The sequence below is a fragment of the Acinetobacter sp. 102 genome, from assembly GCF_037028485.1.
GTDB lineage: Bacteria > Pseudomonadota > Gammaproteobacteria > Pseudomonadales > Moraxellaceae > Acinetobacter > Acinetobacter higginsii.
The window spans coordinates 46,778-60,959 of record NZ_JAZEZK010000010.1 but is presented as its reverse complement, the minus strand read 5'-3'; the positions used below and the strand labels follow the sequence as shown (position 1 = coordinate 60,959).

The 14,182-nt window shown below is 39.8% G+C and carries 15 protein-coding genes; 9 read left to right on the top strand and 6 right to left on the bottom strand.

Annotated elements, in window-relative coordinates:
- Window positions 1-219 precede the first annotated feature (219 nt).
- Complete coding sequence (locus tag WA352_RS11570; RefSeq protein ID WP_336142727.1) at window positions 220-2,298, top strand: sensor domain-containing protein; 2,079 nt, start codon at window positions 220-222, stop codon at window positions 2,296-2,298.
- A gap of 60 nt (window positions 2,299-2,358) precedes the next feature.
- Here WA352_RS11570 and WA352_RS11565 read toward each other — a convergent pair whose 3' ends face one another.
- Together WA352_RS11565 and WA352_RS11560 are read right to left on the bottom strand one after the other, a co-directional pair.
- Window positions 2,359-3,360 (bottom strand): LLM class flavin-dependent oxidoreductase, encoded by a 1,002-nt coding sequence (locus WA352_RS11565; protein WP_162180586.1) that lies wholly within the window; start codon window positions 3,358-3,360, stop codon window positions 2,359-2,361.
- Between the two features lie 136 nt (window positions 3,361-3,496).
- Entirely contained in the window at window positions 3,497-4,009 is a 513-nt protein-coding gene (locus tag WA352_RS11560) for a glycine zipper domain-containing protein (RefSeq protein WP_241345130.1), read from the bottom strand.
- 246 nt (window positions 4,010-4,255) lie between these two features.
- Here WA352_RS11560 and WA352_RS11555 point away from each other — a divergent pair, with 246 nt between their 5' ends.
- Window positions 4,256-4,969, top strand: a complete 714-nt coding sequence (locus tag WA352_RS11555) for a pseudouridine synthase (protein ID WP_033134826.1) — start codon at window positions 4,256-4,258, stop codon at window positions 4,967-4,969.
- Here the strand turns inward: WA352_RS11555 and WA352_RS11550 are convergent, their stop codons facing one another.
- The 3 genes from WA352_RS11550 to WA352_RS11540 form a co-directional block, all read right to left on the bottom strand.
- The gene (locus WA352_RS11550; protein WP_005204693.1) at window positions 4,970-5,413 is read right to left on the bottom strand and encodes a GNAT family N-acetyltransferase; all 444 of its coding nucleotides are present in this window, start codon (window positions 5,411-5,413) and stop codon (window positions 4,970-4,972) included.
- 98 nt (window positions 5,414-5,511) lie between these two features.
- Window positions 5,512-5,820, bottom strand: a complete 309-nt coding sequence (locus WA352_RS11545; RefSeq protein ID WP_005152044.1) for a type II toxin-antitoxin system RelB/DinJ family antitoxin — start codon at window positions 5,818-5,820, stop codon at window positions 5,512-5,514.
- Window positions 5,821-5,929: 109 nt separating this feature from the next.
- Complete coding sequence (locus WA352_RS11540; RefSeq protein WP_033134825.1) at window positions 5,930-6,838, bottom strand: pseudouridine synthase; 909 nt, start codon at window positions 6,836-6,838, stop codon at window positions 5,930-5,932.
- A 117-nt stretch (window positions 6,839-6,955) separates the two neighbouring features.
- Between WA352_RS11540 and tsaE the strand changes: the two genes are divergently transcribed.
- The 7 genes from tsaE to WA352_RS11505 all read left to right on the top strand — a co-directional run bounded on the left by tsaE (window position 6,956) and on the right by WA352_RS11505 (window position 13,179).
- Window positions 6,956-7,432, top strand: a complete 477-nt coding sequence (tsaE, locus tag WA352_RS11535) for a tRNA (adenosine(37)-N6)-threonylcarbamoyltransferase complex ATPase subunit type 1 TsaE (RefSeq protein ID WP_033134824.1) — start codon at window positions 6,956-6,958, stop codon at window positions 7,430-7,432.
- Entirely contained in the window at window positions 7,422-9,359 is a 1,938-nt protein-coding gene (gene mutL / locus WA352_RS11530) for a DNA mismatch repair endonuclease MutL (protein WP_005322209.1), read from the top strand. Before tsaE ends, mutL begins: the two co-directional genes overlap by 11 nt.
- Before the next feature lie 6 nt (window positions 9,360-9,365).
- Window positions 9,366-10,310, top strand: coding sequence for a tRNA (adenosine(37)-N6)-dimethylallyltransferase MiaA (miaA, locus tag WA352_RS11525; protein WP_033134823.1), 945 nt, complete (start codon window positions 9,366-9,368; stop codon window positions 10,308-10,310).
- Window positions 10,311-10,401: 91 nt separating this feature from the next.
- Entirely contained in the window at window positions 10,402-10,914 is a 513-nt protein-coding gene (hfq, locus tag WA352_RS11520) for an RNA chaperone Hfq (protein WP_241345129.1), read from the top strand.
- An 81-nt stretch (window positions 10,915-10,995) separates the two neighbouring features.
- Entirely contained in the window at window positions 10,996-11,853 is an 858-nt protein-coding gene (locus tag WA352_RS11515) for an EamA family transporter (RefSeq protein ID WP_033134542.1), read from the top strand.
- A 33-nt stretch (window positions 11,854-11,886) separates the two neighbouring features.
- Window positions 11,887-12,474 (top strand): TetR/AcrR family transcriptional regulator, encoded by a 588-nt coding sequence (locus WA352_RS11510; protein ID WP_004806053.1) that lies wholly within the window; start codon window positions 11,887-11,889, stop codon window positions 12,472-12,474.
- A gap of 78 nt (window positions 12,475-12,552) precedes the next feature.
- Window positions 12,553-13,179, top strand: coding sequence for an NAD(P)H-dependent oxidoreductase (locus WA352_RS11505; RefSeq protein WP_033134543.1), 627 nt, complete (start codon window positions 12,553-12,555; stop codon window positions 13,177-13,179).
- Window positions 13,180-13,241: 62 nt separating this feature from the next.
- On the opposite strand, the gene nfsB is transcribed toward WA352_RS11505, so the two are convergent.
- Window positions 13,242-13,895: an oxygen-insensitive NAD(P)H nitroreductase gene (gene nfsB, locus WA352_RS11500; RefSeq protein WP_033134544.1), complete on the bottom strand. Its 654-nt coding sequence runs from the start codon at window positions 13,893-13,895 to the stop codon at window positions 13,242-13,244.
- Between the last annotated feature and the right edge of the window lie 287 nt (window positions 13,896-14,182).

The window sequence follows — 14,182 nt, the reverse complement described above, 5'->3', positions numbered from 1 at the left end:
TTTCTTAAAGAAAGTTTGACAAATATCGTGAATTTAAAGTAAATAATTGATATTAAATAATAAAGTAAATCTAACTGATCAGTCTGCAATTGGTGATAATTTTATTGCATTTCTGCTACAATACTGTGATTTAAATCTCACTTTTTATTGTTGGTGGTCTATGGCTTTTATTGCAACTGAATATCTTGATAGAGAGAGTTCTGTTTGGAACAGAAGTCTGTGAACTTGGCAATTCCTTTTCACTCTAACCATCAACTGAGTGAGGCCCAACAAAATATTTTTAACCGTATTCCGAGTCTGGTCTGGCTGCTCTCTGAGTATGGAGATGCGTATTTTTTTAATAGTTTAAGCCAAGAGTATTTTGGTTTTAACGACCTAGAACATTTTGCAAAAGACTGGGTCGATTTAATCCATTCTGAGGATAGAGCAATCTTCCAAAGTGAGTGGCAGCAGGCATTTATCTATAAGTCCCCATTTCAAATTGAATGCCGATTAAAACATCAGTCTGGTGCATATCGCTGGTTTTTATTGTCAGCAAAATTTATAGCGGCGAATTCAGAAGAAAAAGCACATTGGTTTATCAATAGCGTTGATATCCATGAAACCAAGCAGTATCAACAAAACTTAGTTCAGTGTATTAATGCCCAAACCAACATGCTGGATAATAGTATTGATTGCATAAAATTATTAGAAGCAGATGGCTCTTTACTGCATGTCAATAAAACGGGATGTATCGCACTTAATCTTCCTCAAAGCCAAAATAGCTTTGGCATGAAGTGGGCCGAGCTGTTACCTGTGGAAATAAGAACCAAGGCAAGTTATGCCTTAAAAACGGCACTTAAAGGGAAGGCTGCGCGTTTCCGTGGGATGAGTGGAGAAGGGGCTGAAAGACAATATTGGGATAATTTACTCACGCCGATATTAAATGATAAGGGCCAGATCGTGCAGGTTTTGTGTCTGTCTCGCGATGTGACCACACAACGCCAAACTGAAATCCAATTACAGCTTTCGAGTGAGTTAGACGATTTAACAGGGTTATATAACCGTCGTTTCTTCAAATTACAACTTAAGCGTGCATTACATCGACATAAAAAAGGCAAGAAGTTACTCGGCTTGATGTTGCTAGATTTAGATTACTTTAAACATGTCAATGATACGCTTGGCCATGCAGCTGGAGATCATCTACTCCGTGTTCTGTCTAAGCGAATAGAAAACATTTTGCCTGAAAACACTTTTGTCGCTCGTTTAGGCGGTGATGAGTTTGCTATTGTCGTCAATGGAATTGAGACACAAGTAGAGCTTGAAAAAATAGCTGTGGATGTGAGTCGACAGTTAGAAGCCCCGATTACTTATGCTGGCAATTTGATTAATGGCAGTATGAGTATCGGTTGTGCGATTTATCCACGAGATGCAAAAGACTCAGCTAATTTAATGAAATGCGCAGATACTGCGCTCAATGATTTGAAAGCGACGGGACGTGGTGGTTTTCGTATGTTTAACCAGCAGATGCAAGTTGCGGCTCAAAACATTGCAATTCAATTAAATGATGCGCGCCATATTATTCGTGATGATCTTATCGTCCCATTTTACCAGCCGAAAGTGCGTTTAGCAGATGCGAAGGTGGTTGGTTTCGAGGCATTATTGCGTTGGCAGACGGAAGATCAGCATATCCATTCACCTTGTAATATTGAACAAGCATTTCAAGACTATATTCTGGCAACAAAAATTAGTGATGCAATGCAGAATAAAGTTTTTAAAAATATTGCAGCCTGGATAGCACAAGGATTGGATGTTGTTCCTGTTTCAATCAATGCAGCACCAGTCGAGTTTCTGAAAGACAATTATGCTGAGCGTTTACTCCACCGTTTAAACGCCTACAACATTCCACATCATTTAGTAGAAATAGAAATTACTGAACATATCTTGGATGATCGTGGTTCTGACTATGTGATTCGAGCATTAAATTTATTGAAACAACAAGGCGTTAAAATATCATTGGATGACTTCGGTACGGGACATTCCTCTTTAACCCGTTTACGGGACTACCCAGTAGATTGTTTAAAAATTGACTGCGATTTTATTCGTCAAATGAATGATGATGAGGCGATTTTAGCCATTGTACAGGCGATCATCGCTTTGGGGCCAAAACTGTCATTGGATATTGTTGCGGAAGGTATTGAGAACACTGAACAATTAGAACTCTTAAAATCTTCTGGATGCTCAATCGGACAGGGCTATTTATTTAGCCGAGCTGTGAATGTAGAACAAGCAACAGAGATGCTCCAAGCTGGAATTTAAATGGATGGTGAATCTACAAGGCTGATTGGGAAATGAACCTTGTAGACTTAAGCCAAAGATTTAGCTGTTTTTAATATCCATCAATAAACTAAAATTATCTAAGCGTTTTTGCGTATCGTAGATATCACAAGTAAAGATGAATTCATCGACATCATATTGCGCTGCAATTTTATTTAATCCAGCTTTAACACTTTCTTGAGAACCAATTTGTGCCATGGCATAAAAATTCTGAATTGCCACTTGTTCAGCGCTAGATGCAAGACTTTCAGTTGAATCAATCGGTGGTTTAAGCTTTAAGCTATGACCGCGGATCAGATTCAAAATACGTTGATATGAACTGGTCGCCAGATATTGAGCTTCCTCATCTGTTGCAGCAACGACTGTTGGGACACCCATTGAAACATAAGGTTTATCGAGGTATTCCGAAGCTTGGAAGTTATCACGATAGATCTCAATAGCTTGACCTAACATTCTTGGTGCAAAATGAGACGCAAAAGAATAAGGCAGTCCAAGTTTTGCGGCCAATTGTGCGCTAAATAAACTTGAGCCGAGTAACCAAACAGGCACATGGGTATTTTGACCTGGTGTGGCGATAATTCTCTGATTCGGTTGCGGTGCTTTAAAATATTGCAGAATCTCTATCACATCTTGAGGGAATTGATCTTCAGTTTCCTGACGGCCGCGACGTAAGGCGCGCATGGTCATTTGATCTGTGCCTGGTGCACGACCCAAGCCGAGTTCAAAACGGTCTGGATAGAGTGTGGCTAGTGTTCCAAACTGCTCTGCAACCACCAATGGTGCATGGTTTGGCAGCATGATACCGCCAGAGCCCAAACGGATGTGCTGCGTATTTGCGGCAATAAATCCTAATAAAACTGCTGTTGCTGAACTGGCAATCCCGTCCATATTATGATGTTCAGCCAACCAAAAACGCTCATAACCTAGTTTTTCCGCATGTTGCGCGAGTTCTAATGCATGACGGAGAGAAAACTCGATACTCTTGTCATCTCGAACAGGAGCGAGTTCTAGGATAGAGAATTTTATATCTTGTAGTGATTTCATCATGGTGTCTCAAAACTATATATCGAAATAATACGATATAAGTTTGGTTTTGTATATCGTTTTAGATCGATATATGGTTTTGATCAAACAAAAAAAGCGCCCGAGGGCGCTAAAGGGGTAAAACGTTTTGATCTGATTAACGGTGTTTGTACCAGCCACGGTGGCGGCCATTGTCATGACGGTAGCTTTCACGAGAATTGTAATAGCGACGGTCATCGTAAGAACGGCGATTATCATAACGGCGGTCATAGCGACGATCATCATAACGTCGATCTGCATCACGGTCTTGACCAACCTTTTGACCTAATGCCGAACCACCAGCTGCGCCTAGGGCTGCACCAATATAACCACCATTGCTTCCGCCGATATTACGGCCAACGGTATAACCACCCACACCACCTAAACCACCACCAATGGCAGCTTCGGTACGGTCGCGTCGATTACTCGATGCAGCTGCACCGCCAGCACCACCGATTGCAGAGCCAATCATGGCACCTGTATCACCACCAAGTTGTTTTCCCAAGGCGGTACCAACCACACTGCCTAGGGCAGAGGTTGCAGCAACACGAGTGGTATTGTCTGCATGTGCAACGGTCATCATTGAAGATGCTGCTAAGATAACGCTACATAACCACATATTCGATTTCATGGTGAAACTCCTTATCCATTCTTTTGGACAATATTCTTTTTGCTTGTGACAAATGTAACAAGAGTTGTGGCTGAAAATATGGAGCGCAATATCTAGATTGAGAGTGTTTGACGAGGGTTTTGTATGGGTTGTATTACAAGTGAAGAGATTGTGAATAAATTATAAAAATAAAGAATGAATAGGCAACGAGCAACAGCTAGCGTTGTAATCGAGTACAATGGCCGTAGTTTAGCTTAGGATTTATTTATGCTGCTGGAAAAAATTTTGCAATCACAAGGCTTTGGTTCACGTAAGTATTGTCAGCAGTTAATTAAAAATGGTTCTGTTCAGATTGATAATCAAGTCTGTGATAACCCGAAACAGAATATCAATACCGATCAACTGGTCTTTGAAGTATTTGGTGAAGAATACCAATATCGAGAGCACGTCTATATTGTTTTAAATAAACCGCAAGGCTATGAATGTTCGCATCAGGCGACACATCATAAAAGTGTATTTAGTCTTTTTCCTGAAATTTTGCTGCATCGTGGGATTCAATGCGTGGGGCGTTTAGACCAAGATACAACAGGTCTATTATTGCTGACCGATGATGGGCAATATCTACAAGCATTGACGCATCCACGTAAACATGTACCCAAAGTTTATCATGTGACCACAGCAGATCCAGTTACAGCTGAACAGCAACATGGCTTAGAGCAAGGTGTCGAACTGCGTAATGAGAAAGGCACCTATGCAGCCACCGATGTACAATTATTCTCAGAACATCAAATTGCAATGACCATTCACCAAGGTGTTTACCATCAAGTCAAACGTATGCTGGCAGCTGTTGGAAATAAAGTTGAGGTCTTACATCGACATCAAGTGGGTTTACTTGAACTTCCTGAGTTGGAGGAAGGTGAATGGACCTATTTAACTCCTTCGCAGAAGCAGCTAAGTCAGAATATTGCTTTAGATGAATGATTACTTTAAAAAACAATGAAAGGTTTTGAACTCACTGTCTTGAATAAAGCCCATTTGTTCGTATAGACGGTGAGATTGATAATTATTTTTTTGCGTTTCTAGGCTGATACGTTGTGCATTTTCATGCCGTGCGAATAAGATCGCTGTATCAATCAGTTGTTTAGCGGAACCTTGTTTTCGATAAGAAGGAGTGACATAGACATCATCGAGAATATAGTAGGTTTCGCAAGCCACTGAAGAAAAAGCAAGGTAGAGTAGTACAAAGCCTGTAAATACGTCATCTTTAACATGAATGAAAATGACACTGTCTTTGTTGTCAAAGCGATGTTTTAAAAATTGATAAGATTGATCAATATTTGATGATGCACCGTAGAACTGACGGTATTCGTCAAACAAGACAGCAAGTTGATGAAGATCTTCCTTTGTTGCTCGCTTAACAATCATTCCTGCCCATCCTTACACTTATAATTTTATTAGGACTGTCAGAATAGCGAAAAAAATTCAGCTTAAAAAATAAAAACTTGTTTATAAATGCAACATTGTTAAGTTTTGTCACTTTCACCAAGAAGGGCGTTTAACTCTTCAAAAAGGTCTTCATGATCATCTTCAATTTCGACAGAAGATGGGTTTTCAGTACTGGCGGCTGCTTTTGATTTACGCAGTTTTAATAACTGTTCCATGTTGATGTTCTGGTTTTCAATTGCAAATGGAATCGACTTGGTGAGTACCACTTGTTTAAAGAAAAGGCGAACGGCTTGAGCAGGGGAGATACCCAACTGTTTAAACACGGCAAAAGCTTGCTTCTTTTCCTGTGAATCGAGGCGAACCTGATAAACTTCTGTTTTTCGCATGAAGAATGAGACCAAATATTTTTAGTTATCGTCATGTATTTTAAACCATTGCAATGTAATTTCAATATTTTTGAAGTGAAAAAATAGAATTTTTGTCATTACGGTGTATTTACAATGTGAGTTCAAGCTTAGAGCTAAACTGCATTTCTTGATTTAGAATCGGATCAATAAACCAAATTTCTTTGGCAAGTAGCTGCAATGGCTGACTAAAATCATCCTCTGCTTTATGCTCAATATAAGGGTAAAAAGAATCGTTAAGTATCGGAATATTCAGATAATTTAAATGCACGCGTAATTGGTGCTGCTTTCCTGTTTTGGGACTAAGTTTATATTTGGCATGCTGCTGATCATGCATTAACAGTTCAATTAAAGTCTCAGTATTATTGGGTTTTTCAGGGTTAATTTGCATCGTATAAAAAGGCTGACCTTTTTCTAAATGTAGTTGCAAAATTTGTGGAAAATCCAGTTCAGGTCGATATTTTGCAATGGCATGATAGGTTTTTTGCACTTTTCGTTCGGCAAAAAGCTGCTGATACGCACCTCTTGAGGTGGCTTTTTTACAGAATAAAACCACACCGGCTGTTTCTCGATCAAGTCGATGGATGGGGGTGAGATCTTCGTAGCCTGTTTGTTTTTTCAGTCTGACCAAGAGGGTTTCTTGTACATATTGCCCCGTTGGTGTCATGGTCAAAAAGTGTGGTTTATCGACGACAAGTAAATCATCATTTTCAAATAGGATTTCATGTTGAAATGGCACATGGACTTCATGCGCAAGAAAACGATAATAAAAAATATGAGTATTGGCTGTATAGCGGCTTTCTACTGTGAGCTTGGTGCCATCTGCCGCATAAATCAGCTCATCTGCAAAACGCTGTTGCCATTCGCTAACTTGAATATGTGAAAAATGTTGGCAGAGATAATCAAAAATGGTCGATGCCGAAACGTCATGAGGCAAAAAAACTTTACTGGCACTGACACCATTAATGAGCGGAGGCGTAAATTCAATGATTGATGACATACAGCGATATCGACTCGGTATAAACGATGAAAAAAAAGCCAGTTTAAAAGGAGTTTATTAGGCTTTAAAGCAGGGCAATGTTATCATAGCTGCCATCCCAATTTTGTTTTATTTGCCATGTCATCTTCAGTGAAATTTACTTTAAATCATGAACAAGACACTCAACGTTTTGCACAGGTGCTATCACAACATGTGCACTCAGGCATTATTTATTTAATTGGTGATTTGGGTGCAGGAAAAACCACGTTTACCCGTTACTTTCTACAAAAGTTAGGGCATCAAGGTTCGGTCAAAAGTCCGACTTATACCTTGGTTGAACCTTATACCATTCATGGTAAAGAGATCTTCCATTTTGACCTGTATCGTTTGAATGATCCCTATGAACTTGAGTTAATGGGTATCCGTGATTATCTGGAAACACCCGATGCTTTATTTTTATTTGAATGGCCATCGAAAGGTGGTGATGAAATTCCAAAACCAGATATTGTGATTGATATTCAAAAATCAGAAGATGAACTGACTCGATTTGTGACTTTAACCACAGAGTCTGAAGCTTTATCTCAAACTTTGCAGGAACAATTGAATGGCGCATGATTCAACTCGTCGTATTCATACCCTTGATGCTGCCTTAGCCAACCAGATTGCGGCGGGTGAGGTAATTGAACGTCCATCATCTGTGGTCAAAGAATTATTAGAAAACTCAATTGATGCGGGTGCAACTGAACTGATTATTCGAGTTGCACAGGGGGGGGCAACGTTAATTGAAATCATTGATAATGGTAATGGTATTCATGCAGAAGATTTACCTTTAGCGGTGATGCGTCATGCCACCAGTAAAATTCAAACTGCTGATGACTTACATGCAATTGTGAGTCTGGGATTTCGTGGAGAGGCTTTAGCGTCAATTGCAGCCGTATCACGCTTAACCCTGACCAGTAGTCAAGATGAGCAAGGTGTCGGCTATCAAGTTGAAGTGAATGGTACGGCTTTTGATCATCAACAAATTCAGGCAGTCGCTGCACAAAAAGGCACGCATATTCGCGTACAAGATTTATTTTTTAATGTGCCTGCACGCCGTAAATTCTTAAAAAAACCAACCACTGAATTTAATCATATTGAAGAAATTGTTCGCCGTCTGGCTTTAACCCATTTCGATATTCGTTTTGTGCTAGAACATAACGATAATATTCGTTTAAACCTGCCTGTCGCTGACAGTGGTGAATTACGCTATCAGCGTGTGCAACAGTTATTAGGCCAGCAATTTATCCAAAATGCGTACTGGATCGATTCAGACAGTATCAATATGCGCTTATCTGGCTGGTTGGGACATCCTTCGGATGCACGTGCACAAGCTGACATGCAATATGTGTATGTGAATGGTCGTATTGTCAAAGATAAAACCATTTCACACGCTTTACGTATGGCCTATGACGGAATTTTGCATGGTCATCAACATTCCTCCTATTTGTTGTTTTTAGAAGTCGATCCTGAAAATATCGATGTGAATGTGCATCCGACCAAGCATGAAATCCGCTTTTTAAACCAGCGTGAAGTGCATGAATTTGTACGTCACTATGCCAAAGCAACCTTGTCTCAATTTCAGACTGCAAGTGCAGATTTAGCACAGGCAATGAAAACAGATGCGGCGGATGATCATTTTAATTATCAACCACAGCCAAAATACCAAGAACAATTTAATTTACATCGTGCGACGGTAGAAGCAGAACCTCAAGTCAATCAGCAAGTGGCTGTGTCGACTGATTTATTGACTGAGTTTAATCAAAGTCGTCCACAAGCAGTGCACTACAATTCAACACCACAAGAACCACGTTATAACGGTTCTGCGCACTTGAATAATGCACTCAAAAGTTATTTGGCGCCTTTACGTGAAGATGCAGAAGATGGAAATGATCAAGCTCCATCACGTGTAGATGAATTTCCTTTAGGGATTGCAATTGCACAACTGCATGGGATTTATATTCTGGCGCAAAATACTGAAGGCCTGATTATTGTCGATATGCATGCGGCACATGAACGTATCTTGTTGCAACAAATGAAGTCAGCATGGGATAAACCTGAGTTTTGGACGTCTCAGCAGTTATTGATTCCAAAAATTGTATCTATCACACGCATGCAAGCGACACGTATCGAAGATTTACAATCACAATTGCAACGGCTCGGTTTAGAAGTCGATCAATATGGTGATGATCAAGTGATTGTGCGTGGTGTCCCTGCGATTTTGCATAAGGCTGATTTTAGCAACCTTATCCCAGAACTGCTAAATGATCTTGATCCAAATGATGAAGCGAGAGGTTTATTGCAAAAACGTGATGAATTGCTCGCTGGGATGGCTTGCCACGGTGCTGTGCGTGCACATCGCCAGTTAAGTTTATCGGAAATGAATGCTTTATTACGTCAAATGGAACAAACCGAGTTTGCCAGCCAATGTAATCATGGGCGTCCAACTTGGCGTGCGTTTCCACTCCATCAATTAGATAAATTATTTGCTCGAGGAGAGTAGTTTTACATGTCAAATCAATTGCCCGTCATCAATTTAATGGGGCCTACCGCAAGCGGTAAAACAGCATTGGCATGTGAACTTTATGAGCGTGGAAATTGCGAACTGATTTCAGTCGATTCAGCTTTAGTTTATAAAGATATGGATATCGGCACAGCGAAGCCAACCAAAGCAGAACAAGAGCAATATCCGCATCATTTGATTGATATTATTACGCCTTTAGAGGTGTATTCGGCGGCACAATTTGTTGAAGATGTTTGCCCATTGATTGATGATATGCATGCCCGTGGCAAAACCCCAATCTTGGTGGGCGGAACCATGTTGTACTTTAAAGCCTTGCTTGAAGGTCTGGCAAGTAATTTACCCAATGCGGATCAAACGATACGTGATGCCATTCTTCAGCAAGCTGAACAACAGGGGTGGCAATCTGTCTACGAAGAGTTGGTTGAGGTAGATCCTGTTGCTGGAGAAAAGTTTAAAGTATCGGATAAGCAGCGCATCATTCGTGCGCTTGAAGTGTTTCGAATCACGGGTGAACCGATAACAAAACTACAAGCTGAACAACCTAAAAATCAACCATATCGTTACATATTTCATAACTACGCATTAATGCCAGATCGTTTAGAATTACATCAACGCATTGAGCAAAGATTGAGCAAAATGTGGAATATTGGTTTTTTGAATGAAGTAGAGGAATTGATTAAAAAATACGATTTAAATGATGATTTACCGTCTATGCGGTCTGTTGGTTATCGTCAAGCTTTAGATTTTTTACTAAAAAGTGACTTAAGTCTCAAAAATAAAGTAGAAATGGAGAACAAAGCCCTTTTTGCGACGAGGCAATTAGCTAAACGTCAATACACATGGTTACGTTCTTTGCAAGAAATACACGATTTTAAAACTTACGTGACGATAAAGCAGGCGAAAGAAGACTTGCGAAACTTCTTTGGATAAAGCAAAATTCGCAGGCTGTCTTTTTATAATTTTTAGTTGAAAAATAAAGATAGTTTTTTTGCGCTGATTTAAAAATTTTTTGGAGTTAAAAATGTCTAAAGGTCAAACTTTACAAGATCCGTTCTTAAATTCTCTCCGTAAAGAACGTATTCCAGTTTCTATTTTCCTTGTAAACGGTATCAAATTGCAGGGTCATATTGAGTCATTTGACCAATATGTTGTTTTGTTGAAAAACACTGTAAGTCAAATGGTTTATAAACACGCGATTTCTACAGTTGTTCCTGCGCGTAACCCACGTCCTGCTGGTGCTCAAGGTACTGCTGGTGGCTTCCCTGCACAAGGTGCTACTGGTGGCTTCGGTGGTCAAGGCGCTGCTGGTGGCTTCGGTGGTCAAGGTGGCGGCTTCGGCGGTCAAGGTGGCTTCGGCGGTCAAGGTGGCTTCGGTGGTCAAGGCGGCTTCGGCGGTCAAGGTGGCGGCTTCGGTGGTCAAGGTGGCTTCGGTGGTCAAGGCGGCTTCGGTGGTCAAGGTGGCTTTGGTCATCAAGGTGGCTTTGATGGCGAAACTAAATTCGAAGATGGTCAAGAAGACGAAAACAATCGTTAATTGATCGATGATCTTTAAGAAAATGCCAGTCTCACGCTAGACTGGCATTTTTTTGTCTATTAGAAAGCTAGAATAAATACTATGGAAATGGTTGTTGCTGCGGCATGTTGTAGTGTATTGGTCTCAATTTTGCTGAAATACCTAAAAGCAAAGGGATTTGATGTTTTTCAAATGATTGCGTGGAATTATTTGAGCGCAAGCCTTTTATGTTTTTATTGGTTTAAAACCGATATTACGCATATCTCTTTGAATCATACCCCTTGGTGGTTAATTCTTATTTTAGCTGTGTTATTACCCAGCATATTTTTATGTTTGGCGAAGTCTTTGCAATTTGCAGGTATCCTGAAAACGGAAATTGCTCAGCGGCTTGCAGTCATACTGTCGTTATTAGCTGCCTATTTTATTTTCGGGGAGCAGTTTAGCCAATTAAAATTAATTGGCGTCGTACTGGGCATCATTGCGATTTTAGCGATTATTATCGGACAGGCCACAGAGCAGGCTAGTAAAGGCATGAATTTAAAATCAGCCTTGTTTTTGTTTAGCGTATGGGCCGGTTATGCTGCTGTCGATATATTACTTAAATACAGTAGTAGTCTAGGTTTACAGTTTGCAGTCACACTGAATTTAACGTTTATTGCAGCCTTTATTTTATCCATCGCTTATATCGCAATTACTCAACCCAATTGGCAGCCTAAAAATATTTTTACAGGTTTATTTTTAGGTGTACTCAATTTTGCCAATATTGCCTTATATGTCAAAGCACATATGATTTTCAAAGAAACGCCAGCCATTGTTTTTGCGGGTATGAATATTCTTGTCGTGGTACTTGGTGTTCTTAGTGGTGTTGTATTATTTAAAGAACGCTTAAAAGCGTATACTTGGATTGGATTGATCTGTGGTGTGGTTGCAGTCCTGTGTTTAGCCAAAGCAATGATGTAAAGCGATTTGGTTAAATTTGATGGAAGTAAAATTATGACTGGTAAGAGACTGAGTAAAGAAGAGCGCAGACAGCAACTGTTGCAGGTGGCCCGTTCAATTATTCGAACTCAGGGTGTAGAAGCCCTAACCCTAGGATATTTAGCAGAGCAAGCTGGTATTACTAAGCCAATTGCATATCGACATTTTATTGACCGCGAAGGGTTACTGATTTCGATTTATCAGGAGTTTGATGATAAACAAACTGCAGAGCTTAATCGGTCTTTAGCTGCCGAAGCAAAAAACTTACAACAAACCATTCATATTTTTTGCGACGCTTATTTAAGTTGTTTTATCTCAACGGGTCCGGAGGTTGGATTGGTCATTGCTGCTTTGTCTGGTAGTGATATCTTGCAAAACTATTTTCAGCAATGTCAGCAAAAGTTCACAGAAATTTTTAAACAAAGCATCCATCCATTTATTCAATTGGATGGAAAAGAGGGTGAAGCGATCGTGATCGCGATCATGGGCTTGATTGAAACGGTATCGACAGCAGCAAGTAAAAATCAAATTGATGCACTGACTGCACAGCAGGTGATGGAAAATTCACTTTTAGTTATTTTACAAGATTATTCAGCGATCTAAATATAGGCAGCAAAAACCGAGTTGACAGCATAAGTTACTATTGGTAACTTGTGTGAATCATCTATTCGGAATTGATCTATGTCTAATTCAAATAAACTCCAGCATGCTTTGATTGTTATAACGCATCCAGATACACAATCACTTTCTCATCAGATTGCACAGCATATTTCTCATGATTTAACTGGAAAGGGTATTTCAGTAGAAATTGCCGATTTATATAAGGAAGGTTTTCAAACTGCGATGACGCTTTCTGATATTGAAGCTTATCGTGGTCGTCAAGCTTTGGACGCAGATGTCCAATTTGAACAAGCGCGCTTTGATCGTGCGGATATTGTCTATTTTATTTTTCCTGTGTATTGGTGGTCGATTCCTGCTTTCTTAAAGGGCTGGTTTGAACGTGTATTTAGTCAGGACTGGGCCTATAAATACGATGAACAGGGGAATCTATTGGGTACTTTAAAAAATACTCTAGTCAAATTGATTGGGACTGCAGCAGGAACGCAATCTGGGTTTGATCGGCACGGTTATACACAAGCGATTCATAAACAAATTGTGGAAGGAATTTTTGCCTATTGTGGGATTGATGATGTCCAAATCTCAATGCTATTTAAAGCAGATTTTATTCAGGCCGATGATCTGAAGGTCTTCTTTGAAGAATTAGACCAGACTGTTTTAAGTCAATCTCAAATCAATACGAATGCGTAATGTTAAGCCCTAATAATAAGGTTTAACTAGTTATCATTAGGGCGTTCATCCAATAAGTGCTGTTATAGACGAGTAAAAACCACTTCATCCGGTAGTCGTGATTTCGGCAGTTTGGCATTGAAATCACTGTCACTGCGATAACCGAGTGCAACAATTACAGAGGCATTTAAGCCTTTTTCAGCTAAACCAAATTCTTTATTCATGAGTTCTCTATCAAACCCTTCCATAGGTGTTGCATCGATTCCTTCTAGACCCGCAGCAAAAAGCAGTTGTCCAAGTGCAAGGTAGGTCTGGTTTTCCATCCATGCCGGAAGATTTTTCAGTTCATTACGATAGAACTCAACATAACCAGAACGGGTGGCACGTTGTCCTTGTTTGGCAGTTTCATCTTTAAAACGGCCACTGGCATCATCTTGCTGTAATAATTGCTCTAGGTATTCAGCAGAAATATCAGTACGTGTGCAAAATACTAAGGTATGTGAAGAATTGAGAACTTTGGCCGCGTTATACACATAATTGCCAGTCAATGCCGATGCGATACGCTGCTTTGCTTGATCAGATTCAGCAACCAAGAAGTGCCAAGGTTGAATATTTACCGAAGAAGGGCTGAAACGTAAAATTTCTAACAATTTCTCAAACTGTGCTTGAGGAATTTTTTTCTCTGCATCATAAGCTTTTGTGGCGTAACGTGTTTTTGCTGTAGCTAAAGTATCCATCCGTCATTCACTCGATTTTAAAATTTAATTTATTTTACTTGATCTAAATTTCACGAAAAGTAGCTAAATGTGATTTCTATATAGATTTAAGTCGTATATGAGTGGGTTAGAGCGATTAAAGCTCTGATCAAGCGTAAGGAGATGACCGATTGAAGGTTTAGCGAAGTACAAGATGCTTAAAGCGACTAAAACTTTTATCCAAGTGTAAGGCAATAATTTATTAATGAATGGCTGAGATAAAAATATGAAGAGATAAAAGAAGTCGTTAAGATCAGTTAAAGAGTGAT